Origin of the sequence: Sphingobium sp. WTD-1, from assembly GCF_030128825.1 — a bacterium.
Taxonomy (GTDB): Bacteria; Pseudomonadota; Alphaproteobacteria; order Sphingomonadales; family Sphingomonadaceae; genus Sphingobium.
Genome location: NZ_CP119127.1, coordinates 4210074 through 4234660 on the forward strand (window position 1 = coordinate 4210074; position 24587 = coordinate 4234660).

Genomic DNA, 24587 nt, shown 5'->3' on the forward strand with positions numbered 1-24587 from the left:
AAGGCGTCTGAGACGCCTTTCAAAATCAGTTGCCCACCGCCCACCAGTCGAAGCCGGACAGGGCGTGGTCATTGTCATCGTCGCTCTGGAACTGCGCCTGGAAGCCGTTCTTGGTCGTGCTGCCGGGCACGATCTGGACCCAGAGGTCGCGATAGATGCTGGGGGCGGCGATCACGCCCTGGGTCAGCACGCTCCAGCAGCTGTTGGGGAATGGCAGCGCAAAGGCGACGTTGCGCACGACTTCGCTGGTCACCGTCTCTCGATAATAGCCGAGCTTGAGGATCGCGAGGCCGCCGAGGAAGGATATCGTCCGTTCGCTGGTCGTCGGATCGACGGTGACCGTGATCGCCTGATTGAGGCCGCGACTGATCATCGCCAGGATCGCGACCAGGAGCTGATTGCTGGCGCCGCCGTCCAGGCCGGAATTGCCACCCAGCGGATCGGTAATGACCCTTTCGACATTGCCCTTCGCATGGGCGACATAGGCGATGATCGCCGCCGCAAGCTGATGCTGGCTTTCCTTGTCAGGCAGCGCGCCACCCAGCTGCGCAATGGCGGTGATGATCTCCTCCTGCACCGCATTGAGCCAGTCTGCATCAACGCGCGTCGCGGGAAGAGGGGTAACCTTGAAAAGGCCGCCAACCGTCGCGCCGGCACTATCGATCCTGTGCATGTCCGTTCCTTAAAAGCCGGGGAAGATTTCGATGATGTAGCCTTCCAGCACCATGGTGTCGGAGGCGTTGGCCAGCTGGCCGGTCAACGTCAGCACCTGGTCGACCGACGTGTCGATCGCGGCCGCACCGTGCGCGTTGACGCCGGAACCGTAGATAGACGTCGATCCGGCGCGGGCGATGAACTGGCTGGCCTGGTCGTTGCGATTGTTCATGCGAAGGAGCGAACCGACATTTCCCGAGGTGGTCACCGGCCAGCTGTTGATGGTCGCACCGCCGAACTTGTGCATGACCGTCTTGGTGTTCGCATTCTGGGATATGGTCCAGAAACTCTCGATCTTGAGCGATCCCTTCGGACCCAGCGAACCGCCGGGGATGGTGATCGTCAGAAAATCATGCGTGGCCAGGCTGCCCGTCCACACGGCCGATGCGGCCCCATCCTGCGCCAAGATATAGGGCGCTTTCATATAAGCCTTTAGCAGCGCTGCCGTGATCAGCACGTCGGCGCCGCCCTGGATGCCGGCCCAGCCTTCAGCGCCTGTCAGTGCGGCCGCCACCGCGAGGGCCGATGCCTTCTTGTCGAGTTCGGACATATCAATCCTCCAATATGAGATGGCCGCCGGTCTCCAGCAGGCGATATCCGCCGCTCTCCAGCAGCGACGCGCCCGGATCGGTGGGATAGGAAAAGATCACGTGGGTATGCGCCGGGCGCGCGGCCGAGATGATGCATTCCAGGTCTAGCGCGGCGTCGCCCTCCAGCAGGGCTGAGCCGGCGGGATCGCCCGCGACCATATAGTTGAACACGCTGCCGTTGCGGACATGGACGCGCCAGATATAGCGCCACCGTCCCGCCGCCACCTGGGCGCTGAGGCTGGTGTCATAGTCATCGACCTCGGGGTCGAACTCATGGATCGTAACGTCGAAACCGATCGACGCGGCCAGCGCGATATAGAATGCCGGCGTCTGCCCGGCCTGATAGGCGAGCTTGCGCCAGCAGGCGAGTTGACGCGCCGCGATCGTGGTCGCCGCTGCGGTGCAGGGATCGGGGAGTCCCAGCGCCGCTTCCCATTCGGGGAGCATCTCATAGGCGGTGCGAGGATCATATTCGGCCAGCAGCTGTTCCATACGCTCTTCGACGCGCGCAAACTCCTCGGCCCAGCCATCCAGCAGCTTGGTGAGCATCGCATCCTCCCCACGCGGCCAGGCCGCGCCGGGGGGAAGAAGCGCCTGCAGCTGCTGGCGATAGGCCGTCGCCATCAGGCCCATGCGATGGCTCCGAAGGTGAGTATCTTGCCGGCATCGGCGGTCTGGTTGGTGGTCGGGCTGGTCAGCACATGATCCAGTTCGCCCGGCGCGATCGAGATGGACTCGCGCATCCGGCTGACCAGGACCGTGCCACCGGGAATCGCATCGCGGGCAATAAGGTCGCGCAGCTCCGCTTCGACCGAGGCGCGCGTCGCGGCCGTGTCGGGCGTCAGGGCGATGGTGAAGTTGAGCGGCTGCGCGATCGGCGCCTCGACCGTCACCTCCGCCGTGACCGGACGCTCTTCCGCGATCTTGGCCGCGACCAGGGCGACGGTGCCCGGATCGGGGATAATATCTTCCCGGCCGTCCATCACGAACAGCAGCTTGACCGTGCCCAGGCCGTTCCAGTTGGGATAAGGCCAGGCGCGTGTAACCCCGGCAATCTCCTTGGCCCAGCGGACATAGTCGCCGCTCTTTCCGCCTGCCGGCTGGTTGCGCAGGCGCTCCCACACTCGGTCGTTCAGCTGCTCGATCGTCTCCTCGTCGCTGCCGCCGATGATCCCGCCGACAGCTACGGTCGCGACCGCCTGGACGCCGCTGGCGGGCGACTGGAAGGTCAGGGTCTGGCCGGCTGCCATCGCACCGGCTGCGCCGCCATCTTCGCAGGTCACCGCCACGCTGGCCGTCCCGCCCGCGATCGTCGCCAGCGCCATGGTCGCAAATCGCACGCCATCCGCCCGCACCAGGATGCTGCCGGCCGGGGCCACGGCGCCATTGGTCCCGGCCAGGGTGACAGCGCCGGTCGCGGCGATCGCCGCCTTGCGGACGATGCCCAGGCGGCTGGCCCAGCCGGTGACGGTGTCGGGATATTTGGGGTCGGGCAGGAAGCGCGCGCGATCGTCGATCATGCCATAGAGGCCGTTCATTGCGCCGGCATGGACCCGCGCCAGGACGTCCAGCACGTTGCGCCGCAGCCGGCTGTCCGCGCCTGGCAGCTTGCCATTGATATCGTCCTGCGCGCGCGTAATCAGCTGGGTCAGGGTCGGTCGTTGAAAGCTCATGCGGTCCCCTCGCGCTCGATGCGGCCGCTCTCCGCATCCCACAAATAGTTGATGGCCAGGCGGGCGCCGCCCGGCCGGGTTAAGGTGATGGTGATGGACAGGCCGCCCGATCGGCGGCTGGCGGCAACCGGCAGCAGGACGCAGTCGATATCGATCGCCGCGACGACGCCGTCGGCGACCAGCCAGTCCAGCGCCTCGCGGCAATAGTCACGGGCGCGGACGGCCGTCGTCGGCACGACCTTCGCGCGCGCCAGCAGCCACAGGCGCGACCCCGTCCGGTCGTTTGCGTCGTCGTTTGCACAGTCGCCCCACCAACCGCGACGATCGGCCCCACTGTCCGGTAGCGCGTCATCGTCACGGGCGCGGACATCGGTGAAGAGCGAGATGGTCACCGCCGTGCGCAGGCCGTCGTCGGTGACCAGGTCGCCGGATGCGATCGCGATGTCGGCCGACCAGGCAGCGCTGTCGAAGACAAGGGCGATATCGGTCACGCCGGCATGCTCCGGGCCTGCGACACGATCTTGATAGCCTGGCTGAGCGAGTAGCTCCCATCGACGCGGACGACCAGCGTGGCCCGCCAGCCATTGGCATAGCGGGCATGGATGCGGCGCAGCCGGCTTTGGGCGTCGAACAGAGCGTGCGCCTCGATCGGCTCACCGTCGCCGCCGCGCTGCCCGCACTCGCGCAGCTTGTCAGCGACCATGGTCATATCCTCGCCGGGGGCGACGACGACCTTCTGCCAAGCGCGATTGCCGCGCTTACGGGGAGAGCTTGCCTTCATGCGATCTTCACCTTGCTGGAGCCGCCGGTGATGGCGGTGCTGCTGACTGTGTCGGTCTTGCGGGCGGCGAAGAGGCTCGCCCCTTCGCCCAGGGCAATGCTGCTGCCGTCCAGCAGCGCTTCGCCCTGGCCCTTGATCGAGACCGCACCATCCGCGTCGACGGTGAAATCGCCGCCGGCTTCGACGCTGAAATTGCCGTCCGTCTGGCAGGCGATACCCAGCGACGAAGCTATGCGAATCCCGTCGCGGCCGATCAGCACGCACTGGCCCTGGTCGTCATGCAACGCGACCTCGCCCTCTTGGAGCGACTTGAGCCGATAGCGGCGATCGGCGATCGCGATGACCAAGGCGTGGCCGCGCAATCCGCCCACTGCCAGCGAGATGGCTTCGGCGCCTGGCTTGGGATGCGCCGCGAAGCCATAGGGCTGGAAATGTTCGGCACCGTCCTGCGCCTCGTCGGCCAGCAGGTCGATCTGCACCGACTGGAGGCCGGTGCTGTCGTCGACGGCGGCCAGAACGGCGCGGCCGACCATCATCTGGATACGCCCCAACAAGGGGCTTAGCGCCCTTTGAAGCGCGCTCATGCCGCTTCCTTTTCCGCCAGCTGAGCGAAGGCACCGGGCGGCGCGATCGACAGGGTCGCGATCGTCCCTTCGCCGTCCGACTTGGCGAACGTAACCGCCGCGATCAGCATGACCTCATCCGCCATGCCGATCTGCGCGCAACGCACCCGCACCCGGCTGTTGGGTCGCCACAAGGCGCCGCCTGGCGCCACGCGCCAGCCCAGCACACGGATGTCCGCGCCCCTGGCACGGCCAGCGCGCACGCCCGCCTCGAATTTCGCGCGTGCCCCTGCGCTGGCGCCGTCGCTCTGCTCCTCCGCCACCAACAGCAGCGGGCGATAGCGGCGCACCCCGGCATCCTTCGCCTCGCCCTTGATCTGGCTCACCGTCTTACCGTGGCGCTCATCATCGCCATGGGCCTGGCCCTTGACGATATAGTCGGAAAAGCGCTCGCGATGATCGGTGCGTCCCTCGGCCGACTTGATGTTGACGCCCAGCTCCAGGGTGGCGACCGGCGCGCCGGCATCGGGCGTAGTAATCTCCAGGTCGCCCGAGGCGGTGGGGACAGCGATAAGGCCCCGGAAGCGCAAGAGACGCTCGATCGCGGCGGCGACCGTCTCGCCCTGCTGGATCGCGAACTTGCGAATCGCCGCACCCGTGCTGACCTTGACCGCGACCGTCACCCCGAACGGCTTGGCCAACTCGGTCGCGATCGCCTCCAGCTTGACGTTGCGCCAGCTTGCCGGCCTGGCGATCGCGGAACAGTCGGCCAGGTCGCCCGTCTTGTCGCGACCCTCGACCGTGATGCCGTGCGATTCCCCGTCGATCGCAGGTGACACCGCATCGACCCAGCCATCGACCACGACCGCGCCGCCGATCTTGAGCTGGCAGCGATCGTCCGCTGCGATCACCAGCAGCTGGCCGGCTGCATCATCCTTGGAGGAAAGCGACAGGCGGAAGGCACCGCACATCGCGTCGATCGCGCGGGTCACGCTGACCTCTGTCCAGCCCGCGTAGAGCTTGCCGTTGATCGCCAGCTCGACCTTCTCGGCGATGATATCCGCGTCAGCCATGGTCCGCCCCCAGGGTGCGGCGCACGCGATCTCCGGCCCGCCGCATTTCGTCCCAGGCGCGGCCGGTCTCACGGGCGGCATCGCCATGCAGGTCATGGGCGCGACGATAGTTCGCCTCTGCCAGCTGTAGGGCGCACGCCGCCGTGCGGATCGTGTCCAGCTGCGTTTCCCAGCGCGTCTCGACCTCAGCCATTCACTGCCTCCCTGCTCAAGACCTGGAGCGCCACGCCGCCCGGCACGAAGCCGGGGTGGCGCACCTTGTTGCGGGCGACGATCTCGTCCGCCCGATCGATCACGCTGGACGGGTCGCCATAGAGGCGCATGGCGATCACCAGCGCCGGCTCGGTGACGGCTGGCGTGTAGCGCTGCAGCCGGGCAAGCGAACCGCCGCGCGCAGTCAGGTCGGCCGTGCAGGCGCGGCGCAGCGCGTCATACTGATCCGCGCCGCCATCGTCGCCGGCATCGGCCTGGCGCAGCGCGAGCGCATCGAGCCGATCAGCGGCATCGTCACGCGCGGCGACCGCTTCGTCATAGGATGCAAAGTCGCTGCCAGCGAGCCAGCGCACCAACTCGGCCGAGGCGGCGAGATTGACCAGCTGCACCATTGCCGCCTGGTTCTCCCGCTCCAGATTGCGGGCGGGCGTGTCACCGGTCACCGGCGGCAAATCACCGCCCCAGTCCATCAGCGCGCGATAGCTGTCGCCCTCGGCCGGGCCGCCGATCGCGCCCAGCACCTGGACCAGGCTGACGACGGCGCGGCCGAGATCGATCGGCGCGCGCAGCAGCACCGCGGTTTCGCCAAGAAGCCCGAGATTGGTCTGCAGCGCCGCCAGCGCACCACCAAAGCCACCCTGAAGACCTGCACGGAGCGAGACCAGCGTGGTCGCGCCGCCCAGCACCTTCTCGGCCGCTTCCTCGACAAAGGCGGTCGCGCCCTCGACCGAGAATGCAGCACCGAACAGCGAGGGCGCGGCATCGGCCGCGACATCAGCCTGGGCGATGGCGGCGGCCTGTGTGTCCGCCGTGGCGACGGCCGGCGCCGGCAGGCCGGTTTCGATGAAGTCGATCGTGAACCAGGCGATGTTGATGCCGTCGATCGCGGAGTCCCGGCGCGACCAGGCACCCGCCGGCACCGCGACCTGCATCGACCCGAACCAGGGGTGGATCAGCGTGCCGGCGCCCGGCGCCTCCAGTGCGTCGACCAGCTCATTGGCGAGGGCCGGATAATCCTCACCGACAATATGGCAGTCGATGCGATAGCTCCGCGCGGCCCGGCCCAAATCCTCCCAGACCGGCTTCTCCGCCTGGGGGAATTCATGGACGACGCCGCGACGGCCGCCGCTGGTCTCGCTCTCCTCGGTGCGAAAGGCGACACCGCGAAAGCTGCCCTTCTGCCAGCCGGCCGGGGCGCTCATGCCGCACCTGCCATCTGGCGGCCGGTGTTGACTTCGACATCGATGCCGGCGGCCGACAGCTTGGTCGGCTTTGCGGTCGTCCCGGCCGGCGTCTTGATCGTCAGTTCGACCTTGGCGTTTGGCGCAGCCTGCGCCTGCGGCCGGCTGGCGTCGATAAAGGGTACGCCGCTCGATCGCGCAGGAGAACGCCGGGGCGGGCGGTTGGCCGGCTGTGCCGGTGCCGCGTCCATGAACGGGACGCCGCTGGGTTTTGGCGCTGGCGCCGCCTTGGGCTTTGCCCAACTGGGCGCATGGTACTTTAGCTGGAAGGGGTTGGTTGTTGAGTTCCATTCGACGCTGCCCAAGGCATCGCGATAGCCCCACAGATTTTCAGCATCGCCAACAAACTTGCGAACCTTGCCCCCTTTTTCATCCAGTTCCCGCAAGGCGCCCGCCAGCGTCGAAACGGCGCTGCCGACATCGCGGATGCCGCCCGCGATTCCCCGCCAGTCGGTACTACCGACGACGTCGATCAATTCGCCAAGGCCTTTGCCCGTGTTTTCAGCCCAGCGCTGGAGGCTCCCGTCCTTTTCCATCTGGCCAAGGCTGTCATTGATCCGGTCGATCTGCTTATTCACCTGGGCGCCAAAGCCCCCTTCCCAGACGCGGTTGGCGATGCGGCCCATGCCGTCCATCAGGTTCGACCATTTGCCCTCGGTCGTCTTGGCCAGGCGCTCCATGCCGCCCGCAAATCGCTGGTCCATGATGCCGAGCAAAGCCGTGCGGATCTCGGTCGACGTCTGCCTGACCATCTTCGACATTTCCTTGCCGTTGCGCTGCCAGCGGAAGGTGACCTTGTCGCCCTGGACGGCGGCCTTGATGCCGAATTCCTTGATCCGCTCGAATTCGCCTGTCTGCGCATCGGCGATCATCTCGACCGCCTGCATCAGCGACTTGCCCATGCCGGCGGCCGTGTCGCCCAGCGACCGGAGCGTCCCGTCGGTCGGGTCGATGCCATAGGCCTTGAGCGCGATGAAAGCCTCCATCACGTCGTTCAGTTCATAAGGCGTCCGCGCGGCGAAATCCGACACCCAGTTGAGCGCGCGCTCGCCGGCAGCGGCCGATCCTTCCAGTCCCTCCAGCTGGACGCGGAATTTCTCAAAGGTCAGGCCGGCGGTCACGACCTTGTAGAGCGCGGCCGACAAGCCGGCGCCGGCCAGCGCCGTGCCCGCCATCAGGCCGGTGCGCAGCGAGCTGCCGATCATGCCGCCCGCGCGATAGGCCAGCTTTTCCATCTGCGCCTGACTGAACTGGATGCGCCGATCGAGCGCGGCCAGCGCGCCGATCGAGCGGCGCGACGTCGACACGAAGCCGGTGCCTATGCGCCGTGCGGCGCGATCGAGGCGATTGGCCGAGCGCTCGGCGCCATCCATCCGCTGGTCGAGCGAACGCATGTCCAGCGCCGATCGCCGCGAGGCGCGGCCAAGGCCGGTGACCGCCGCATCGACCCGCTCAGTCGGGCGGCTGGCGCGATCGATCGCCTCCAGGATCAGCGAGAGCCTCATTCGTCCTTTCGCTCTTCATTTATGCGCTGGGCCTGGCTCAGCCAGAACTCCAGCTCGGTATCCGTGAGGGCCATGGCATCGGCCGGTGACCAGCCGCAGCGGAAGACCAGATCGCCTAGGCAATCACGCCAGTCGCTGGGCCATGCTCGGTAAAAAAACCAAGGCACTCGTCCAGGCGGTCGAGGTCGACCCAATCGATCTTCTGGATCACGACCATCATCTGGCCGGTGACGCTGGCCAGCATTTCATGCGTGCGCTGCGCCGCATTGCCTTCGCTGCTGGCGATCACGCGCTCCACGCCGGTCAGGCGGCGAAGCTGCAGCTTCTCCAGCAGCGTCTCCTGCTCGCCGACCTTGTATTTGACCGGATAGATCAGGTCATAGCTGTTGTCCGGGTTCAGATAGGACGGGCGAGCCGGCGCGGTCGGCGCGGTCACGATACTTCCTCTGCCGCCTTGCCATACAGGACGCACTTGGCCTTGCCGTCGCTGGTTCCCATCGGCGGGCGACCTTCGCTATAGGCCTGGCGCACGACGAAGCTCTTACCATTGTCGAACTCGATCGTGGCAGTGGCGCCGGTGATCAGGCCGAAACTGGTGGCGCTGAAGCCGCCCTTGGTGAGCGCGTTGAATTCCAGCTTGCTGGGCTTCACCGGCCCTTCCTGATAGGCGCCTTCCTCATAATCGCCTTCGACCGGCGTGCGGCTGGGGCCGCCGGGGTCCAGCACCGTATCGCCCGCCGTCTCGTAGAGAACGCCGTCGATCTTGACCTTTGCTTTGCCGATGACCTGGTTTTTCGCCATGTCCTATTTCCTTCTAAAAGCCCTTTGAACGCTCGCTCAGAGGATGAATTCGATGCGGGTGGCGAGCTGCAGCAGGCCGTTGACCGTGTCGGGGGTCATCAGCGTGTTGAGCTGGCGGCGGTTGGTCGCGTCGCGCTCGATCACCAGATTGGCGATGAAGCCGTCGACATCCTCCATCAGCTCGGCCTCTTCCCACTCGCGGGCGAGCGCGATCGTCTCGGCATGGACCGACGCGATCGCGTCCTCGGTCAGCTTCGCGCGCGGGAATTTCTCGGCCATGCGCACGCGATAGCTGTAGCGATAATAGCCCAGCGTCGCGGTGGTCTGGACGTCGAGATAGCTGTCATCGTCGAAGCCGGCGGCGCTCACCTGGTAGCAGCTGATCAGCCGCTCGATCGCGACATTGCCCTCCGCGTTGACGCGGAAGGTGGAGATGCCATCCTTCAGCAGCAGCTCGCGCTCGGTGCGGATGAAGCGATGCTCCGGGCGCGGCGCGCGAATCCCCGCGACCACCAGGTCGGTCAGCGGCCGGGCCGGGTCGATCTGCAGATAATAGGCCGCCACCGAGGCAAAGGCGGCCGCGACGATCCAGGGCGGCGACGGCAGATTATAGCCGCCGACGATCGTCGCATGCTTGCCATTGCGCGTCGCGCCAAAGCTCGACAGGGTCGAAAAGCTGCCCGACAGACCGAAATAGGCGCGCCCTTCGATCTGGCGCACCGGTCCCCAGCGATCCTCCAGGTCGGTGTCGATCACCGACATGTTCGCCGCATCGTTCACGCCGATCGCGATGGTCTGGTACCAGGCGTCGCCCAGGCTCGCGACCAGGCTGGTAAGATCGGGGTTCGTCGCGCCTGCCGCCATCGGCACGATCGTCGCGGTCACGCCGGCCGGCAGAGATTCCCCGTCGAAATAATTGGCGCGCAGGTCGATGTCGTTGCCCGCCGTGCCCTTGTGCCGACAGGTCAGGGTGACGACGGCGGCCGCTGCCGAAGCGGTCACTGGCAGGTCGGGCAGCGCATTGATCGCAGCGGCGACGGCGGTGGCGATCGTGCTGGCGCTCGCGCCGCTGGCGACGGCTACCGGCACGCGGACACCAGCGATCATCAGCGCCAGTGTGCCGGCGGCGGTGGACGGCCCGCCGATCGTGATCGAGCCGGTGGCCGCAACACCCGCCGCGTTGTCGGCGATGGGCATCGCCCAAAGTTCGACCTGGCTGCTGGCGGTCAGCGCGGCCGCCACCATCGCCGCCAGGATCGAGCCGCGCCCTGCCAGGGTTGCGCCCTGCTCGGCGCGGGTCACCCGCACCGGCGCCGAGACGCTGGCCGCGCCGATGCACTGGCCGATGAGAGGGATTTTCTGCAAGGCGGGCGGCAGGCCCTGGCGCGCGCGATTATTGGCGATCTCGACCTGCGATCCGGGGACGCGCTGGTTGGACGAAATCTTGTCGAAAGCAAAGCTGGCCATCAGGCGTCTCCATCCTTGGCGGGTTCGGCCGCCTTCTTGTCCCCGGCCGCGACGCTCTTGGCATCGGTCGGCTCAATGTCGCCCTGGTCCAGGCGGCGCTGCCAATAGGCGGACCAGGCCAGGCCTTTGCCGTGCGGCGGCAGCGGTGCGCCCCCGTCATCGGGGTCGCGGACCTGAAGGCCCGCCTTGGGCCGGAAATAGCGAAGCTGGTCGGTCATGACGGATCGGTCTCCTGAAGGGCGATATGGTCGGTGGCGTCGGCGTGCGGATCGTCGGGCAGCTGGGCGCCTGGCACGATCGGATCGGCGTCGACGGGATGCGGCGTGCCGAACGCAGGCACGTCCCAATTCACATGCAGGGCGGCCAGCTCTTCGTCGCTGTCGTCGCCAGCCAGCTGGATGGTGAAGCGACAGCCGAGCATCATCGCATGGCCGGACAGGTTGAGGTCCTGCATCGCCTTGCTGCGCTTGAGCGGCTGACAATCGCCGACCGTCATCGGCGCGACCAGGTCGAGGCCCAGCATCTGCCGATCGAGCAGCGCCGCCGCGCCCAGCGCCAGCCGATAGCTGCCCGGCTCTTTCGCCGGATTGGGGCCACCATGGCGGTTGGCCGCTTCATCGGGCCGGGCGCTGCTATGGACGACAACCAGGCCGAAGGTGCCGGTGACGGCGATGACGCCATCGCCCCAGGACTCCGGATCGCTCCAGCCGGTGAAGCCGACCCAGGCGGCCGGGCCTTTGATCTCGCCGCGCTTGGCGGCGAGGTAGGCCTCCCAGTCGTCCGGCAGCGTATCGAGCCGGTTCCAGGCAAAGCCCAGCGCGTCCTGCATCGCCTTCAGCCGCGCCAGCACGGCCAGTTCGATCGCCGCGATCATTGCTCGGCCCCCAGATAGTCGGCGACATGACCGCGAACGCCTTCCATCCCGTCCGACGACAGGCCGATGAACTGGCGCTGCGGGGTGCTGGCCTTGCGGCGATGCGCCTTGACGGTGACCGTGATCGGCTCGGCCAGCGTCACGCCGAACACTTCGCGCATGACGCGCTTATGGCTGGCGACCTGCTCGACACTCGACCAGCCATCATTATGACGGCGCGCGTAGACGACGTTGGTGCCCGCCTCGACGCGGGTGCGGCTGGCGACATGGGTGATCGACCCGCGCAGGCGGCGGCTGTCGGTCAGCGTCTTGCCCCCGGTCGCGATCGCGCGCTGCGACTTGTCCCAGGGAATGCCGGCGGGCGAATGCTCGCCGTCGAAATTCTCCTCGATGTCGACCTCGATCTCCATGCCGAGGATGTCCATCAGCGGGGTGAGGTCGCCCAGCCGGTCGAGCAGCAGCGACAGATCGCGCTGGACCTCGACCAGGCCGTCGATCGACAGGGACATGCCGGCGCCGGCCATCAGAATTCACCCAGGGAATCGCGGCTGAAGGTCCGCTGGCGATCGGGCACGATGACGGCACCGGTCCGCGACGGGATATCCTGCTTGCCCTGGTCGATCTTGATCAGGCCCCTGGAAATATCCTTGAGCTGGTCGAGCGCACGGGTCTCGCGCTTCTCGATCGCCTCGGGCGGCGCCTTGTGCAGCTTGGCATAGGCGATTTCGCAGACCAGTTCGGTCAGCAGCGGCGGCAAGGCGCGGCCGGGTGCCGGCGCATAATATTTCGCGACATAGCCTTCGGCGATCGACGAGGCGGTCTGCAGCTTAACGTTGATCGCGGCGATCGCCTGCGCGTTCCAGCCGTCCTGGTCGGTGAGCTGCACCAGCTCATCTTCGCCATAGCGCGCTTTCATATCTTCGGCGGTGGCGAACATGGCGGTCTGCAGGCTCCTGTGATGAAATGGTCCGGGACGGGGTCACAGGGCAGCAGCCCCGTCCCGGTTGGGCCTGCCGCCCGGTGAGCGGGGCGGCAGGCGGTAAAAGGTCCATGAAAGCCCGCGCGGAGAGGTGGCGCAGACAGTCGGAGGGACCTATTCGTCGGCGGCCTTGGCCTTGGCGGCGGGCTTCTTGGCCTTGTCGAGCGCGGCCTGAAGGTCCGCGATCTGCGCCTGGCGATCGCTGGCGGCACCCTCCACCTTCACCAGTTCGTCGCTCAGCTGCTGATTGGCCGCCTGCAACGCCGCGACCTGGCTCGTCGCGCCTTCCAGATCGTCGCGCGCTGCCGCCAAATCGCCAGTCAGTCGTCGGACCTGGTCCTGAGCAATAACCAGCTGGTCGTTGGCCACGCCGAGTGCGGCCGATCGCTCGTCGAGCATATGCCGCAGGCTGCCGACGTCCTGGGAAGCATCGACCGGCGCCGGGGGGATGGCCTCAAGTTCGACGCCCGGCGCCGCATCAATGAACGCCTGCAGCTGCTCGTCGGTAACTTCAGCCGTCAGTTCCGGCACGACCATGAACTGACCATTGTCCTGGCCGACCATGACCGTGACGGCCGGGTCTTCCAGCAGTTGACGCAACTGCCCGACGCCGAGCGCCAGGATGGCCACGGTCAGCGGCGCGCCGACCGGGAAGGATAGCCCAGCCCGCCGATAAGGCGTGCGGGCGGCGGTGAGGAGGAGCGCGCCGTTCATTAGGCGAGCCACGCCGAGGGGAGTACCCGCGCCGTGTCCTTCCATTCGTTGGTCTCGCCGTCGGCGCCCAGCTCGTTATTGACGATCTTGAGGGCCGCGCTTTCGAGCGAGGGCGCACAGAGGAGCAGCGGCTTCGCGCCGGTCAGAAGGCCGAGCGGGCGGCCATAGTCGCCCTTCATGCCCATCAATGCGGCGCGGGCAGCGGCATAGTTGGCGGCAGTCAGCGGCTGCTTGCTGCCCCAGGCGAATTGCCAGAAGCCGAAACCGACATTGTAGCGCGCGTCGGCGCCGTAGACGAACTTCTTGCGCCAGAAGACATTTTCGTCGTTCGGGTTGTCCTTCGTGATGAACTGGACCTTCTTGCGCTCCTGGAAGATGATCGGCTTCAGTACGCGGCTGACGTCGATCAGGAACCAGGGCGCGCCGGCACCGCCATCGGTATTAGCGACCGAAGTGACGTTGCCATTGGCATCCAGCACCGGATGGTCGGTGTCGAAATAATATTGGCCGTCATAGCAGGGCGTCGTGAAGCCCGCCTTCATCAGGGCGAACACCAGTTCGCAGGGATGCGCGGCGGCGGCGCGGCCCATCTCGGTAAAGAGCATGCCATACTGACCGAGATTGTCGTCCTCGATGTCGTTGCGCTCGACCTCGATCGTGTCTTCCCAATCCTTGTTCTTGATCGTGTAGTCGGACTGGCTGATCTGGTTGAGAACACGGTCGCCCAGCCATTCGCGCATGCCGCGCACCTGGTTGAGCCAGCCATATTCATTCTTGCCGGTGGAAGACGGGACCACGCTGGCGATTTCGAGATGTTGCGGCGGCGCCATGCCGAGGCCACCCCGGAAGGCGGCGGAAAAGCCGGTCCCGAGCGTGCGCAGATTGCCGGTATTGATTTCCATGTTGTGCGGTTCCTTGCTGGGATCAGGCGAAGGCGACCCAGACGCCATCGGCGTCCACGTCGACGATTTTGCCGGCCTTGGATCGGGTGCCCCCCCCATCGGTCTTGGCGACCGTCTGGTTGTCGACGATGTAACAATCGTCCCCGATCTCGGCGATGGTGATGGCGTCGGTCGACGCGCTGTTCTCGAAGGGGAACACCCCCTTTTCGACGCGCACCGACTGATCGCCGGCAGCGCCGCCGCTATTGTCGACCGTGTTCATGGCAACGCCATCGGCGATCTGGCCGGTCGCGGTGGCGCCGCCAGTGGCGAAGCCGGTGGCGTTCAGCATCACGATGGTCCCCGCCAGAATTTTCGTGGCGGCCATCTTGCGGCTGAACTGGACACCGTCGCGGCGGCGCGTCTTCGCGCGCGGGGTGCTGATAGCGGTCATGCGGCGGCTCCCTTCTGCAGCTTCTTCTCGGCGAGCATCGCTTCCTCACTGACCCCCATCAGGGCGCAGGCCGCGATCTCGTCGGCGCTGAGCTTGTCGGCACCACCCGTGCCCGGTGCCGGGTCGGTGCCCAGGTCGGCGCCGGCAGCGACCACGACGGGCGCCGCACCGACAAAGTCGCGCCAGAACGTCTCGATATCGATCGCGCGCGAACCGTAATCTTCAGGCTTGGCCAGCGGCGTGTTGCCGGTATAGGCGCCATCAAAGGCCGGATGCTTGGCGATCGCATCGCAGAAGTCGCGAAAGCCGCGCTCTATCGGCTTGGACTGGCCGCGATAGGGCTTGGCCCAATGGACGGTGATGCCCAGCGCGGTCAGCACGCCCAGAGGGTCTTCATCCCTGATCTTGAAGCGGAAACGCGTCCTGGCGCCGCCGGTCAGCCATTTGGAGGCGAAGGCGCGGCCATTATCGGAGAGCAGCCCCTTGGGGATTCCCCATTTCTGGAAGAGGTCGGCGAACACCAGGCGCGCAGTCACCATGTCCTCGCTCTCGGCCAGCAGCACCGTCATCTCGGCCGCGATAACCGTCCGGTCGCGATCGTCATGCCTCAGCACTTCGGCCACCGTCCGCGCGACCCGTGCGTCCACGCCGGCCAGCGCCGCCGGCAGCGTAGCCCGCTGCGGCGCTTCGAACGCGAAGGCGAACTGGTCGGCAGAGGCGCGCGATTTAGCCAAGGCGGACTCCCCGGCGCTCCAGTTCCGCCATCAGGGAAGATGTTGCGACATGGGCGAGGTCATCGCCGACCAGCCGAAGGTTGCGACTGGAGCCGGCTTGCCCCCGACGCAAATAGCCGTCGCGCACCAGCGCATCGACCACCCGAAAGGCATTGCCCTTGGATTTGACACCCATGGCTGCCGCGATCTCCGTCAGCGCCGGACAAACGCCCGTCGAGGAAATCCGATCGCGGATGAAATCATAGGCGCAGCGCTGCGACGGCGTCACTTTGCGCCTCCCTGGCCGCGATGCGGTGGCAGGCTGCCGAGGACACGGGCAACTGCATCGGCCGACAGCGCATCCGGCGCCGGCTTTACGTTGGAGGTCGGCCCGAAATAGCCGTACAGCGTGATGTAGCGAGGCTTGCGCATGCTCAGTCCCTCATCCACCAAAAACGGTCGTTGGCCTGATCCTCGGGCTGGATAGTCAGTTCGCGCGCCATCAGGCTGGCAGTCCGCTCGACCACTTCGCTCTGGGCGCGATGCGCCAGGGCGCGCTTGCGACGGCGCAGTTCGACGATGGTGCAGCCCACCGCCAGGGCCTCCTCAAATTCAGTGCGGGCGCGACGGAAGCGATCGGCATCGGTGATCATGCGGCCAACTCCAGTTGGGGAAGCACCCCCACGCGCCGCAGATCGAAGTCACGGTCGATCAGCTTCTGGGCCGGGGTGCGGGGCGGAATGATGCGGGTTATCGTGTCGCGGGTCGGCGCGCGCAGGTCCCAGACCAGCCACATGTAATCGATCGTGCCGCGCTTCCACGCGGTCGGGCGCTTCGTCTTGGGATCGAGCGCGGCCAGTGCCGTGCCCGGCGGCATCGAGGGGCGATCGCAAAACTCCAGCTTCAGCTGGGGCGGATATTCCTGAAAAAAGCCGTAACGGCCTTCGCAGGCCCGCCAGCGCAGCGGGACCAGGATGCACACCAGACCGCTCGCCAGCATCAGGGCGCGGCGCACGAACCGCTCGGCGATTCCCGGCGCGCAGCCATAGGGAATATTGGCCACGATGCTCAGCCGCGCCCAATGTTCCAGCATGCACGTCTGTTCGCCCAGGAAGTCATGCTCGCCCAGGAACAGGTGGGCCGGCTCGGTCGGCAGCCAGCGATTGACCAGGTCGGTGCCCATCGCTTCGAACCCGGCTGCTGCGAAGGTGCAGGGGATCGTCCCAAGGCCGCAGCACGGGTCCCAGACCAAATCCTGCGGGTCGAAATCGACCATCTGCATCAGCGCGCGGACGGTCCATGTCTGTTCGACATACCAGTCCTGGGGATGGCGATCGGGGCGATCGGCGCCGGCCATTATGCGGCGCCCTTTTCGGCGAGATGCCGGCGACCGGCATCGGTCAGCGTCCAGACCTTGCTGCTGTGCAGCCGTCCATTGGCACCATAGGCAATGGCCTCGTCGACCAGCTTGAGCTGCATCAGCTTGACCAGGTCGATGTTCGACCAGGGCGCGATGATCATCCGCTGCGCGAGAAGCTCCAGCAGCCTTGTTTGCTTGGCGGTCAGTTTCACAGACGCCTCCCATCGGCATAGGTGACGCGCGCGCCATCGGCCGCGATCGCCACGGTGGACATGGATTGTGCGGGGGTGCGGGGCGCGCGGCGCAGATGGTCCTGGCAATCGCGGAAGGCGACGCCATAGGCCCGGTTGAGCTGTTCCTGATCGTCGCGCGGCGCCCGACAATGGGCAGCGCGGGCCGCGTTATAGGCAGTCAGCACCGCCTGGCGCAGTTCCAGTGGAAGCGTGAACCAGTGATCCTTGCAGAACCAGCCCCGGCTGATCTGCGCGCGGCACCCCTCGGCCGAGCAACTGGTATGGTGGCGGGCGCCGATCACCAGCGCCTCCCCACGAACATGTCGGCCGGATCGATCGGAGCCGAGGTGGGCGCAGCGCCACCATGCGGGCGCAACTTTTCGGCGAGCGAGGCCCAGCGTTCAGCGTCGTTGCTCTCTTTGCTGGCTTCCGCATGGGCAGCTGCGAACAGGAACAGCTTGGCGCGCTCCCAATCCGTCAGTTTGATGGTCAGGGGCGTCGTCATTTGCCGATCCCTTCTTCCTCGATCCGCGCGTCCAGCGCGGCACGCAGCGCCAGCAAGGCGCTCGGCTTCATCGTTTTCACGATCTCGGGTGCGATCCGCGCCTGGTCGCCGGCCGACAGGCGGGCGAGGTTCGACGTGGTGTTGTTCATATACTTGGTCGCGCCGGTCGGCGCCGCACTTGCCTTGGGCGTCGACAGGCCCAGCCCGTCCATCGCCTGGGCCAGCGTCATGTCCGGCGTTTCGACCAGGCTTTCGATCAGCGCCTGGCGATTGCCGAGGTCCACGATCGAGGCGATGTCGCGTAGGGCTGAGGCATTCTCGCCGACCGTCGGATGCGTCGCCAGGCCCCGCCACAGGTCGGGAAAAGGCGCGATCAGCGCGCGGTGGAGGGCGAGGTCCTTCTTGACGCTCTCAATCGACATTCCGATCGCTGAGGCGACCTCATCACGCCAGCCGTATACGCGGGTAAAGTTTACCCGCGTATTTTCCGCCTCTGCCTCGACCAGATCATCGTCGCGCTCAACGCCCGGTGCCTTGGCGCTTTTGGCATCCCAGCGAGCGCGGATTGCAATCTGCTCGGGTGACAGATCGCCATGCTGCTCTTTCAGGCGGGCTTCAGCGGCATCGGCTATGGCACGCACGAAACTCGCCCGCTCCAACGGGCTGCGCGACGGACGCGCAGCATTTTCCATCGCTTCGATCTGAAGCGCGTCGGCGCCGGCCTCGACTGCGATCGCGTCGATCACGGCCAGGCCGACCATGCGCGCGCCTTCAAGGCGGTGATGGCCCGCGACCAAGGTCCACGGTGCTGCGGCGCGCGGCCCACTGGCACGAACGATGATCGGCACGATCTGGCCATCCTCCGCCATTAACTGGCCCATGGCCTGCGCCTTGTCGGAATGGAAGGCGCCCAGTCGGTCGCCGATCAGGATTTCGTTCGGGGATAGCGCCAGAACGGCGCCAGCTGTTTCCACGACTTTCTTGGCTGCAGTGGCCATGTTTATCGGGCCTTCTCAATTTTACGGTGCGTGGAGGAGCGAGTTTCGCTAACGTCCGAACATTCGGATTTCGAAAAATCGGATATAGGACGCTCGATGGCTGCTTTGATTGCCTTTTCAACCCGCGCACTTGCGCGCCCCCGAAGGAGGTCATGCACGGATTTCGCTGGGAGTTCGTACCGGGCTTCGAAAGCGGAAACCGTCACAAATCTCTTGCGCAGCTCGGCCTTCACATCCTCCGGATGCATCTTAGAAAGTCTCATATGAACCTTCCGAAAGTTCGTTACGAGAAATCGGATAATCCGAATAACCGGAAGCGTCAAGCGCTCACCACCGAAAATCCGGTGGGTTTGCGAGTCGTGTCGCTTTTAGGAGAGCGGGATCTCGTTTGGCTGAGCCGGGAAACCGGAATTCCGGTTAGCACGCTAAGTGACAGCGTTCTGAAGGGCATTTCCAAGGCTGATAACGCGGTAAAAATAGCCGAGGCCTTCAAGGTCTCCGTGGACCATCTTCTCACGGGCCGGCCGGTCGAAAAGTTCGCGGCTGCCCCCGTGGCCGCTATTGACGATGCGGAATGGGAGGACGTGCCTCTCTTTGATCTGCGGAACGTCACCGACACCGGCAAAGGCGAACCTCAATCCTGGACGCCGTTCCGAAAGGACTGGCTTAATCGGTCGTTGGGAACGTCGTTCGATCTATATTTGGTTCGGCTTCTCTCAGACTACCGCAGCCGCCTTGGCGATCGCGACCTTGCCGAAGGCGACCTTGTGTTTGTGAGGGAGATCACTCCTGGCGAACTCGCGGACGGCCATGTTGTGATTTGGCGGCGAGAGGGGGGACTGAAGGTTGCCCGCTACGCTCTTGCTCCGCGCGACCGCGAGGATGGAGATGTTATCTATCCTGGCGAGGTCAGTGACGACCAGTTCGTCCCGATCTGCCGCATTTACGGCAAATATCTGCAAAGGATTTGACGATGGGGAATCTCAGTAGCTGTCCGCGATGTGGTCGGGCTGCCGGGAAGGGCGACACTCGCTGCGTGTCGTGTGGCGAAGATTTGAATATCCGATCACGCAGAGGCAGAGACATATTTGTCGGGCTCGGCGTGGTTCTGATAATTGCCATACTCGCCTACCAAGGTCAGTAAGTTGATGACCGCGATACCGGATGCACGGGCGAGCTTGATGAAGCTTGCCATTCAAAATCGTCTCGGGATTTTGCTGATCGACGACGCAGGCGATTGCCCGATTAGGCCTACCCATAATCACCTGTTTGAAAAACCACGGCCGCCCTTATGCCTGGAGGATGGCGGCCCGCCCGCTTGGTGCGAAAAAGCGCCTTGCACATGCTCTGCGAAGCTAGGCGAACTACCTTCTGGCTATAGTAAAATTTCCGGATTGGAAAAGCGATGGAGCGCTTTGAAGGCGGATTGGGAATCGCTGTACGGCACGATGGATTGACGATTGTGTTCTCTTTATGTTCTCATTCGTTGATCGGCACGAGTCGATGAATGGAGGAATGTCATGGAGCATGCAGACCCGACCCAATTTGCGACGGAGAAGAAGCCGCCTTTTGGCCAATGGCTGATCCAGCAGGAACAGCGCAGGGGAGCGATTGGCGAACTCGCCAGGCATGCCAAATCTGATCGCGGATTCCCGCGCAACGGCGACGTGAAGGATGCCTGGAAGCGGCTCAACAGCATCCAGGCCGAAGGCGACCTCTATGACGCGATGGAGGAAGCGGAGCTGGATTATCTGGCGCTATGAACGTCCGGCGCCGCGATCCGGCTTATTGCTTTGCCGCGTTGGGCAGGCAGAGGGCGCCCTGGCGGCCGACCATACAACAGGCCAGGGCGGACGCGCTCGACGCTGGCTTTGGCAGCTGGGGCGACCATCTTCCTAAGCCGGGGACGGAACGGCGCATCTTCTTGGATGCGCTGGCCGAAATCTGGTCGACCCACGAACTGGTGCCGGCCGTCCCGCGCGAAGTGGTCGAACCATCGGTGCGCAAGGAAGAAGTCGGCGACGACTATGCCGGCCTCTCCAGGATCGACCGGATCATCGCCCGCCGCGAAGGGAGAATGCGCTGATGGCCAGCCGCCGACGCAAGGGCGAGCGCCCGATCGACAAGAGCCAATTCTATCGGCCCTATGACGAGACCCACCCGGTTGCCCATGCCATCCGCACAGGATCGCGATGGTTTCTCGCCTGGCAGTTCCAGTACGGCTTCAGCGATGCGCGCCTGGTTAAACAGACCGGACTGGCGCCGGGCCGGCTGCGCCAGCTCGACCAGGACGCGCCCGTCCTGCAGGCGGAGGTCGACGCTCTGGCCGCCGCCTATGGCGTCCAGCCGTCCGACATCATAACATCGCTGCCTGATCCTGCGCTGCTGAAGGAATAGAGGATGGACGGCGACCCGACCTGGAAGCGCTATCTGATCCTGGTCGAGGTCGCCGCCATCGCCATCCTGCCCCTCTGGTCGATCCTCGATCGACCCGCCCGCTGGCTCCTCGCGCACCTCTGAAAAAATCGGCCCAGTTCGCGCACAGCAAAGCGCGACCATATTCGGGCATTGCCACCCCAAAAGCCCCGATCTGCCTGACTTTTGCAAAAGTGGGACCATCAAACGGAACTGGGACCAGCCGGGTCCCACTTAATTTTCATCGATACGGCCCGGAAGCGGTTGCTCGGAACCCCGTAAAAGGCCTCTCAAAGGTCTGAAACGCCCATTTGAAGGGCTTTGAAGGCACGACGCGGCAAAACCTCTTACGGCCTTCCACGGACGGCTCACTCTAAATACTCTGGTCCCAGCACTGTATATTTGGCCCACCACTCTAGACACAGGTCGGACCGCCTTGCCGAACGGCCAAATTTTTGAGCACCCCTCGAAAAGCGCCGAAACACGGGCCTTCTGTCCCACGCAATCCCGGATAGTCGCGGATAATCCCGCCTCATCGGCCCATTGGGATCACTCCAAACCCTTGTGTCCCCTTTCATTTGCCGCGACCTGCAACGCGCCGGTGACGCGACACCAGGGTCACGGCCACGCGCCAGTGACGCACCCATGAGGTGACAGGGACGCGACGACCGGGTCACGACAAGGTCATGGCAAAGGGATCAGCGAGGACGGGTTCATGGCCAAGGGTAGACCAAATATCCTCCAACATTGGAAGGCCCTGCCCTATGCCGAGCCGCGGTCCCAACCACTTCCAAGAAAAAGGGCCGGCGTTGCCGCCGGCCCTGTCAGTGCATCCCTGGGAGAGGATCAGAAGTTGGCCCGGATACCGGCGAGCACGGTGCGGCCGGGATAATAGACCGAATAGGCCGCGTTCGAATATTCGAAGGTGGTGCGGATCGGCTCGTCCGTGATGTTCAGCACATCGAGCGTCAGGCGCAGCGCCTTGTTGAAGAAGGGCAGCTGATAGCCGGCCGACATGTCGAGCTGGCCACGGGCGTCGGACTTGAGGTCGGCGCCGTTGATGCCGTTTTGCGGGCCGTTCACGGCGATCGCCTCGTCATTCCAGACATAGTTCACGCTGACCGACAGACCGCCATTTTCATAGAAGCCCTGCAGGTTGTAGCTCCAGGGCGACACGCCGGTCGCGACCAGGCCCGACGAGGAGGACTGCTTGAGATAGGTGCCATTGGCCGAGAAGCCGAGGCCCTTCACCAGGAAGTCGAGCGGCTGCACCCAGGTCGCTTCGATACCCTTGATCTTGAGATCGCGCAGGTTGACCGGGCGGTTCACGGTGATCGGCAGCTGAGCGACCGGGATACCGGTCTGGAGCGACCGGTCGTTGAGGGCGTTCTGCTGCGTCGAGATCAGGCTGTCGAACGGAATGTTGAGCGACCCGAAGGCAACCTGTTCGGAGGTGGTGACGGTGAAGCCCTGGATATTCTTCATGAACAGCGACACGCCGACATAACCGATGCCGCCGGTGTAGATTTCGCCGCCGAGGTCATAATTGTCCGAGGTGTAGGGCTTGAGGTTCGGGTTGCCCGCCGTGGCGGTCAGCGCCGAAGGATCGGAGAAGGTGATGCCCGGCAGGATCGCGCCGGCATCCGGGCGGGTCATCGTCCGCGAGGCCGATGCACGCAGCTTCACATTATCCATGACATCATAGGTCAGGTTGATCGACGGCAGGAAATTCTCGTAGGTCGAGGACGAGGTGATGTCGACGATCGCCGTGCCGACCTGGCTCGGCCCGACGACCAGCTGGTCGGTGTGGGCGTAGCGCATACCGGTGTTGATGTGCAGGTCGCGGCCGGCAATCGTGGTAACGCCGTTCAGTTCGAAATAGGCACCCCAGACCTTTTCATCCATGTCGCCGGTCGCGCCGCCGGTGACGGCCCCGCGTGCTTCGGGCGCGCTGTCGCGATAGCTGGCATAGTTGGTGGCCTGCTTGAGCGCATCGAAGTCCGGCACGATGAAGCCGGCGGTCGAGGAGCTGCGCAGATACTGAGCGATGGCGCTGGTCGGCACGGTGCCGGTGGCGCCGGTGCAGCCAGTGCCGCAGACCGACAGCTGATAGGCGGTGCTGTTGTCATAGGCGCGGATCGAACGGGTCGCCTGATCATAGGCGCCGCCGACCTTCACGTTGAACATGTCATCGCCATAGGACACATCGAGATGCGCGCCCTTGGTCTCGGTCTTGCGACGGACCAGCTGGATATTCTGGCGATACCATTGCCAGCTGCCGTTGTTGGGATCGTTGAGGTCGAGATTGCTGGTGATCGACGGATAGTCGCCACCGGTATTGTCATAATAGGTTTCGACACCCGACTGCGGCGTGGTCTGGAACGCCCAGGTCGGCTGTTCGCGGAAGAAGCGGCTCTTCGACCAGTTGGCGCTGAGGTCGACCTTCAGATCCTCGGTCGGCTGCCAGCTGACGCTCGGGTTGACGTTCCAGAATTTGGTCGTCTGCTTGAACAGGCTGGCTTCGAGGAAATAGGAGGAGTTGGCGAAGGTGCCGCTGGTGACGACGCCATTGTCATCGACGGTCAGGTCGATCGGCACCATGCCACCGGTCGACTGGGCGCTGGTGCCCGGCCCCGAGTTGCGGACCTGCCAGTTCATGTTGACCTTGCTGTAGTCGCGCTTGGACTTGGCCCAGATGCCGTCCAGGGCGAAATGCAGCTCGTCCGACGGGCGCCATTCGAGCGAGGCCAGCGCCGAAATGCGCGAGCGATCGCCTTCGGTCAGGCTCTTGCGGCCGAGACGCGGGATCAGCGCAGTGCTGAGCTGGTCGCGGGTCAGGCCCGAAGTGGCGACGACATCGACCGGCTGGCCCGCGACCAGGCCATGGCCGGTATTGTTGGGCACGACCGAAGCCCAGGAGAAATTATTGCCGCCGGCGTCGCCGGCGCCGAGATTGCCGTCGGTCCAGCCGACCGATTCAAAGCCATCGACGCGGGTCTTGGTCTTCACGCCGGCAACGCCGACGAGGATGCCGAAGGTGTCGGTGGTGTGGCTGGCGACGATTGCGCCGCGCGGGCTGAACTTGTCGTTATTGTCGGTATATTGGCCCTGCGCCACGACGGTGACATGGGTGCCTTCCTTGTCGAAGGGACGGGCATTGCGCAGGTTGACGGTGCCGGCGATGCCACCTTCGAGCGTCGAGGGCGACGGGCTCTTGGCGAGGTCGAGGCGGGTGAAGAGTTCCGACGGGAAGAAGTCGAGATCGACTTCGCGGTTGGCGCTGCCGCCGTTGGTGCCGCCGTCCGACGCGACCTGAAGCTGCGAACCGTTGAGCAGCACGCGGGTGAAGCTGGGGCCAAGGCCGCGGATCGCGACCTGGGTGCCTTCGCCGTTGATATCGCGGTTGAGGCGAACGCCGGGCATGCGGTTCAGCGTTTCAGCGAGGTTCGTGGCAGGCAGCTTGCCGATATCCTCAGCAAAAATCGAGTCGCCGAATGCGACCGCATTCTTCTTGGCGTTGGTGGCGCTTTCCAGTGAGGCGCGGATACCGGTGACGACGATGTCGGCGGTTTCGCTGTCCTGCGGCGCGGCGGCGGTTTCGGCCGGTGCGGCGGCATCCTGCGCGGCGGCAGCCTGGGCCAGGCCCAGCGCCCCGAAGGCGGATGCGGCGAACAGGGCCGCACGGATATTATGGTAGCGTGAAACGTTCATACAACCTCTCCCCGAGCGCTGCCCCCGACTATCCGGTGGGCGTATCTGGTAGCGCTATCAGATGCAGACCAATAAAGTGCCCGTCCCAATTGTCAAGATATGGGACGGGCGAAAATGGTAACGTTATTA

At 65.2% G+C, this 24587-nt stretch carries 37 protein-coding genes; 4 read left to right on the forward strand and 33 right to left on the reverse strand.

Translation table 11 applies throughout. From position 1 onward, the window contains the following. Nucleotides 1-25: 25 nt before the first annotated feature. The 31 genes from N6H05_RS20905 to N6H05_RS28325 form a co-directional block, all read right to left on the reverse strand. Nucleotides 26-673 (reverse strand): gp53-like domain-containing protein, encoded by a 648-nt coding sequence (locus N6H05_RS20905; protein WP_284111505.1) that lies wholly within the window; start codon nucleotides 671-673, stop codon nucleotides 26-28. Between the two features lie 9 nt (nucleotides 674-682). After that, the gene (locus tag N6H05_RS20910; protein WP_284111506.1) at nucleotides 683-1264 is read right to left on the reverse strand and encodes a hypothetical protein; all 582 of its coding nucleotides are present in this window, start codon (nucleotides 1262-1264) and stop codon (nucleotides 683-685) included. A gap of 1 nt (nucleotide 1265) precedes the next feature. After that, nucleotides 1266-1937 carry a YmfQ family protein gene (locus tag N6H05_RS20915; protein WP_284111507.1) on the reverse strand — a complete coding sequence of 224 codons (672 nt, stop codon included), beginning with the start codon at nucleotides 1935-1937 and terminating at the stop codon, nucleotides 1266-1268. Further along, a complete protein-coding gene (locus N6H05_RS20920; RefSeq protein WP_284111509.1) occupies nucleotides 1928-2977 on the reverse strand; it encodes a baseplate J/gp47 family protein in 1050 nt (349 codons plus the stop codon). The genes N6H05_RS20915 and N6H05_RS20920 overlap by 10 nt, the downstream gene beginning before the upstream one ends. Continuing rightward, nucleotides 2974-3468: a phage GP46 family protein gene (locus tag N6H05_RS20925; protein WP_284111510.1), complete on the reverse strand. Its 495-nt coding sequence runs from the start codon at nucleotides 3466-3468 to the stop codon at nucleotides 2974-2976. The genes N6H05_RS20920 and N6H05_RS20925 overlap by 4 nt, the downstream gene beginning before the upstream one ends. After that, the gene (locus N6H05_RS20930; protein ID WP_284111511.1) at nucleotides 3465-3758 is read right to left on the reverse strand and encodes a hypothetical protein; all 294 of its coding nucleotides are present in this window, start codon (nucleotides 3756-3758) and stop codon (nucleotides 3465-3467) included. Before N6H05_RS20930 ends, N6H05_RS20925 begins: the two co-directional genes overlap by 4 nt. After that, complete coding sequence (locus N6H05_RS20935; RefSeq protein WP_284111512.1) at nucleotides 3755-4342, reverse strand: phage baseplate assembly protein V; 588 nt, start codon at nucleotides 4340-4342, stop codon at nucleotides 3755-3757. Before N6H05_RS20935 ends, N6H05_RS20930 begins: the two co-directional genes overlap by 4 nt. Beyond that, nucleotides 4339-5394 carry a phage baseplate assembly protein gene (locus N6H05_RS20940; protein ID WP_284111513.1) on the reverse strand — a complete coding sequence of 352 codons (1056 nt, stop codon included), beginning with the start codon at nucleotides 5392-5394 and terminating at the stop codon, nucleotides 4339-4341. Before N6H05_RS20940 ends, N6H05_RS20935 begins: the two co-directional genes overlap by 4 nt. Next, nucleotides 5387-5587, reverse strand: coding sequence for a hypothetical protein (locus tag N6H05_RS20945; protein WP_284111515.1), 201 nt, complete (start codon nucleotides 5585-5587; stop codon nucleotides 5387-5389). Before N6H05_RS20945 ends, N6H05_RS20940 begins: the two co-directional genes overlap by 8 nt. Continuing rightward, entirely contained in the window at nucleotides 5580-6809 is a 1230-nt protein-coding gene (locus N6H05_RS20950) for a DNA circularization protein (RefSeq protein ID WP_284111516.1), read from the reverse strand. The genes N6H05_RS20945 and N6H05_RS20950 overlap by 8 nt, the downstream gene beginning before the upstream one ends. Then, entirely contained in the window at nucleotides 6806-8353 is a 1548-nt protein-coding gene (locus N6H05_RS20955; protein WP_284111517.1) for a tape measure protein, read from the reverse strand. The genes N6H05_RS20950 and N6H05_RS20955 overlap by 4 nt, the downstream gene beginning before the upstream one ends. Nucleotides 8354-8468: 115 nt before the next feature. Further along, complete coding sequence (locus tag N6H05_RS20960; RefSeq protein WP_284111518.1) at nucleotides 8469-8789, reverse strand: phage tail assembly protein; 321 nt, start codon at nucleotides 8787-8789, stop codon at nucleotides 8469-8471. Next, complete coding sequence (locus N6H05_RS20965) at nucleotides 8786-9154, reverse strand: phage tail tube protein (protein WP_284111519.1); 369 nt, start codon at nucleotides 9152-9154, stop codon at nucleotides 8786-8788. Before N6H05_RS20965 ends, N6H05_RS20960 begins: the two co-directional genes overlap by 4 nt. A 36-nt stretch (nucleotides 9155-9190) precedes the next feature. Next, the gene (locus tag N6H05_RS20970; RefSeq protein WP_284111520.1) at nucleotides 9191-10621 is read right to left on the reverse strand and encodes a phage tail sheath subtilisin-like domain-containing protein; all 1431 of its coding nucleotides are present in this window, start codon (nucleotides 10619-10621) and stop codon (nucleotides 9191-9193) included. Further along, entirely contained in the window at nucleotides 10621-10839 is a 219-nt protein-coding gene (locus tag N6H05_RS20975) for a DUF2635 domain-containing protein (RefSeq protein WP_284111521.1), read from the reverse strand. Before N6H05_RS20975 ends, N6H05_RS20970 begins: the two co-directional genes overlap by 1 nt. Next, nucleotides 10836-11495 (reverse strand): phage protein Gp37, encoded by a 660-nt coding sequence (locus N6H05_RS20980; RefSeq protein ID WP_284111522.1) that lies wholly within the window; start codon nucleotides 11493-11495, stop codon nucleotides 10836-10838. The genes N6H05_RS20975 and N6H05_RS20980 overlap by 4 nt, the downstream gene beginning before the upstream one ends. After that, nucleotides 11492-12019, reverse strand: coding sequence for a phage virion morphogenesis family protein (locus tag N6H05_RS20985; protein ID WP_284111523.1), 528 nt, complete (start codon nucleotides 12017-12019; stop codon nucleotides 11492-11494). Before N6H05_RS20985 ends, N6H05_RS20980 begins: the two co-directional genes overlap by 4 nt. Beyond that, the gene (locus N6H05_RS20990) at nucleotides 12019-12432 is read right to left on the reverse strand and encodes a phage protein Gp36 family protein (RefSeq protein ID WP_284111524.1); all 414 of its coding nucleotides are present in this window, start codon (nucleotides 12430-12432) and stop codon (nucleotides 12019-12021) included. Before N6H05_RS20990 ends, N6H05_RS20985 begins: the two co-directional genes overlap by 1 nt. Before the next feature lie 156 nt (nucleotides 12433-12588). Further along, nucleotides 12589-13188, reverse strand: a complete 600-nt coding sequence (locus N6H05_RS20995; RefSeq protein ID WP_284111525.1) for a hypothetical protein — start codon at nucleotides 13186-13188, stop codon at nucleotides 12589-12591. Then, nucleotides 13188-14090: a Mu-like prophage major head subunit gpT family protein gene (locus N6H05_RS21000; protein ID WP_284111526.1), complete on the reverse strand. Its 903-nt coding sequence runs from the start codon at nucleotides 14088-14090 to the stop codon at nucleotides 13188-13190. The genes N6H05_RS20995 and N6H05_RS21000 overlap by 1 nt, the downstream gene beginning before the upstream one ends. A 22-nt stretch (nucleotides 14091-14112) precedes the next feature. Continuing rightward, nucleotides 14113-14523, reverse strand: coding sequence for a hypothetical protein (locus N6H05_RS21005; RefSeq protein WP_284111527.1), 411 nt, complete (start codon nucleotides 14521-14523; stop codon nucleotides 14113-14115). After that, nucleotides 14520-15257, reverse strand: a complete 738-nt coding sequence (locus N6H05_RS21010; protein WP_284111528.1) for a transposase domain-containing protein — start codon at nucleotides 15255-15257, stop codon at nucleotides 14520-14522. Before N6H05_RS21010 ends, N6H05_RS21005 begins: the two co-directional genes overlap by 4 nt. Beyond that, nucleotides 15250-15525, reverse strand: a complete 276-nt coding sequence (locus N6H05_RS21015) for a LexA family protein (RefSeq protein WP_284111529.1) — start codon at nucleotides 15523-15525, stop codon at nucleotides 15250-15252. Before N6H05_RS21015 ends, N6H05_RS21010 begins: the two co-directional genes overlap by 8 nt. Then, entirely contained in the window at nucleotides 15522-15668 is a 147-nt protein-coding gene (locus N6H05_RS21020) for a hypothetical protein (RefSeq protein ID WP_284111530.1), read from the reverse strand. The genes N6H05_RS21015 and N6H05_RS21020 overlap by 4 nt, the downstream gene beginning before the upstream one ends. Nucleotides 15669-15670: 2 nt before the next feature. Then, nucleotides 15671-15889 carry a hypothetical protein gene (locus tag N6H05_RS21025; RefSeq protein WP_284111531.1) on the reverse strand — a complete coding sequence of 73 codons (219 nt, stop codon included), beginning with the start codon at nucleotides 15887-15889 and terminating at the stop codon, nucleotides 15671-15673. Beyond that, nucleotides 15886-16593: a TRM11 family methyltransferase gene (locus N6H05_RS21030; protein WP_284111532.1), complete on the reverse strand. Its 708-nt coding sequence runs from the start codon at nucleotides 16591-16593 to the stop codon at nucleotides 15886-15888. The genes N6H05_RS21025 and N6H05_RS21030 overlap by 4 nt, the downstream gene beginning before the upstream one ends. Continuing rightward, complete coding sequence (locus tag N6H05_RS21035) at nucleotides 16593-16808, reverse strand: hypothetical protein (protein ID WP_284111533.1); 216 nt, start codon at nucleotides 16806-16808, stop codon at nucleotides 16593-16595. Before N6H05_RS21035 ends, N6H05_RS21030 begins: the two co-directional genes overlap by 1 nt. Next, nucleotides 16805-17131 (reverse strand): hypothetical protein, encoded by a 327-nt coding sequence (locus N6H05_RS21040; RefSeq protein ID WP_284111534.1) that lies wholly within the window; start codon nucleotides 17129-17131, stop codon nucleotides 16805-16807. Before N6H05_RS21040 ends, N6H05_RS21035 begins: the two co-directional genes overlap by 4 nt. Further along, a complete protein-coding gene (locus N6H05_RS21045) occupies nucleotides 17128-17334 on the reverse strand; it encodes a hypothetical protein (RefSeq protein WP_284111535.1) in 207 nt (68 codons plus the stop codon). The genes N6H05_RS21040 and N6H05_RS21045 overlap by 4 nt, the downstream gene beginning before the upstream one ends. Continuing rightward, a complete protein-coding gene (locus N6H05_RS21050) occupies nucleotides 17331-18332 on the reverse strand; it encodes a ParB/RepB/Spo0J family partition protein (protein ID WP_284111536.1) in 1002 nt (333 codons plus the stop codon). Before N6H05_RS21050 ends, N6H05_RS21045 begins: the two co-directional genes overlap by 4 nt. 2 nt (nucleotides 18333-18334) lie before the next feature. Continuing rightward, nucleotides 18335-18595 carry a helix-turn-helix domain-containing protein gene (locus N6H05_RS28325; protein ID WP_502958946.1) on the reverse strand — a complete coding sequence of 87 codons (261 nt, stop codon included), beginning with the start codon at nucleotides 18593-18595 and terminating at the stop codon, nucleotides 18335-18337. Here N6H05_RS28325 and N6H05_RS21055 point away from each other — a divergent pair. After that, nucleotides 18485-19303: a helix-turn-helix domain-containing protein gene (locus N6H05_RS21055; RefSeq protein WP_284111537.1), complete on the forward strand. Its 819-nt coding sequence runs from the start codon at nucleotides 18485-18487 to the stop codon at nucleotides 19301-19303. The genes N6H05_RS28325 and N6H05_RS21055 overlap by 111 nt on opposite strands. 95 nt (nucleotides 19304-19398) lie before the next feature. Here the strand turns inward: N6H05_RS21055 and N6H05_RS21060 are convergent, their stop codons facing one another. Beyond that, nucleotides 19399-19527, reverse strand: coding sequence for a hypothetical protein (locus N6H05_RS21060; RefSeq protein WP_284111538.1), 129 nt, complete (start codon nucleotides 19525-19527; stop codon nucleotides 19399-19401). A 325-nt stretch (nucleotides 19528-19852) separates the two neighbouring features. On the opposite strand from N6H05_RS21060, the gene N6H05_RS21065 reads away from it, so the two are divergent. The 3 genes from N6H05_RS21065 to N6H05_RS21075 are packed head-to-tail and all read left to right on the forward strand — an operon-like array spanning nucleotide 19853 to nucleotide 20729. Next, entirely contained in the window at nucleotides 19853-20095 is a 243-nt protein-coding gene (locus N6H05_RS21065) for a hypothetical protein (RefSeq protein ID WP_284111539.1), read from the forward strand. Further along, entirely contained in the window at nucleotides 20092-20418 is a 327-nt protein-coding gene (locus N6H05_RS21070; protein WP_284111540.1) for a hypothetical protein, read from the forward strand. Before N6H05_RS21065 ends, N6H05_RS21070 begins: the two co-directional genes overlap by 4 nt. Next, the gene (locus N6H05_RS21075; RefSeq protein WP_284111541.1) at nucleotides 20418-20729 is read left to right on the forward strand and encodes a hypothetical protein; all 312 of its coding nucleotides are present in this window, start codon (nucleotides 20418-20420) and stop codon (nucleotides 20727-20729) included. Before N6H05_RS21070 ends, N6H05_RS21075 begins: the two co-directional genes overlap by 1 nt. 864 nt (nucleotides 20730-21593) lie before the next feature. Here the strand turns inward: N6H05_RS21075 and N6H05_RS21080 are convergent. Further along, nucleotides 21594-24458 (reverse strand): TonB-dependent receptor, encoded by a 2865-nt coding sequence (locus N6H05_RS21080; protein WP_284111542.1) that lies wholly within the window; start codon nucleotides 24456-24458, stop codon nucleotides 21594-21596. Nucleotides 24459-24587 lie beyond the last annotated feature (129 nt).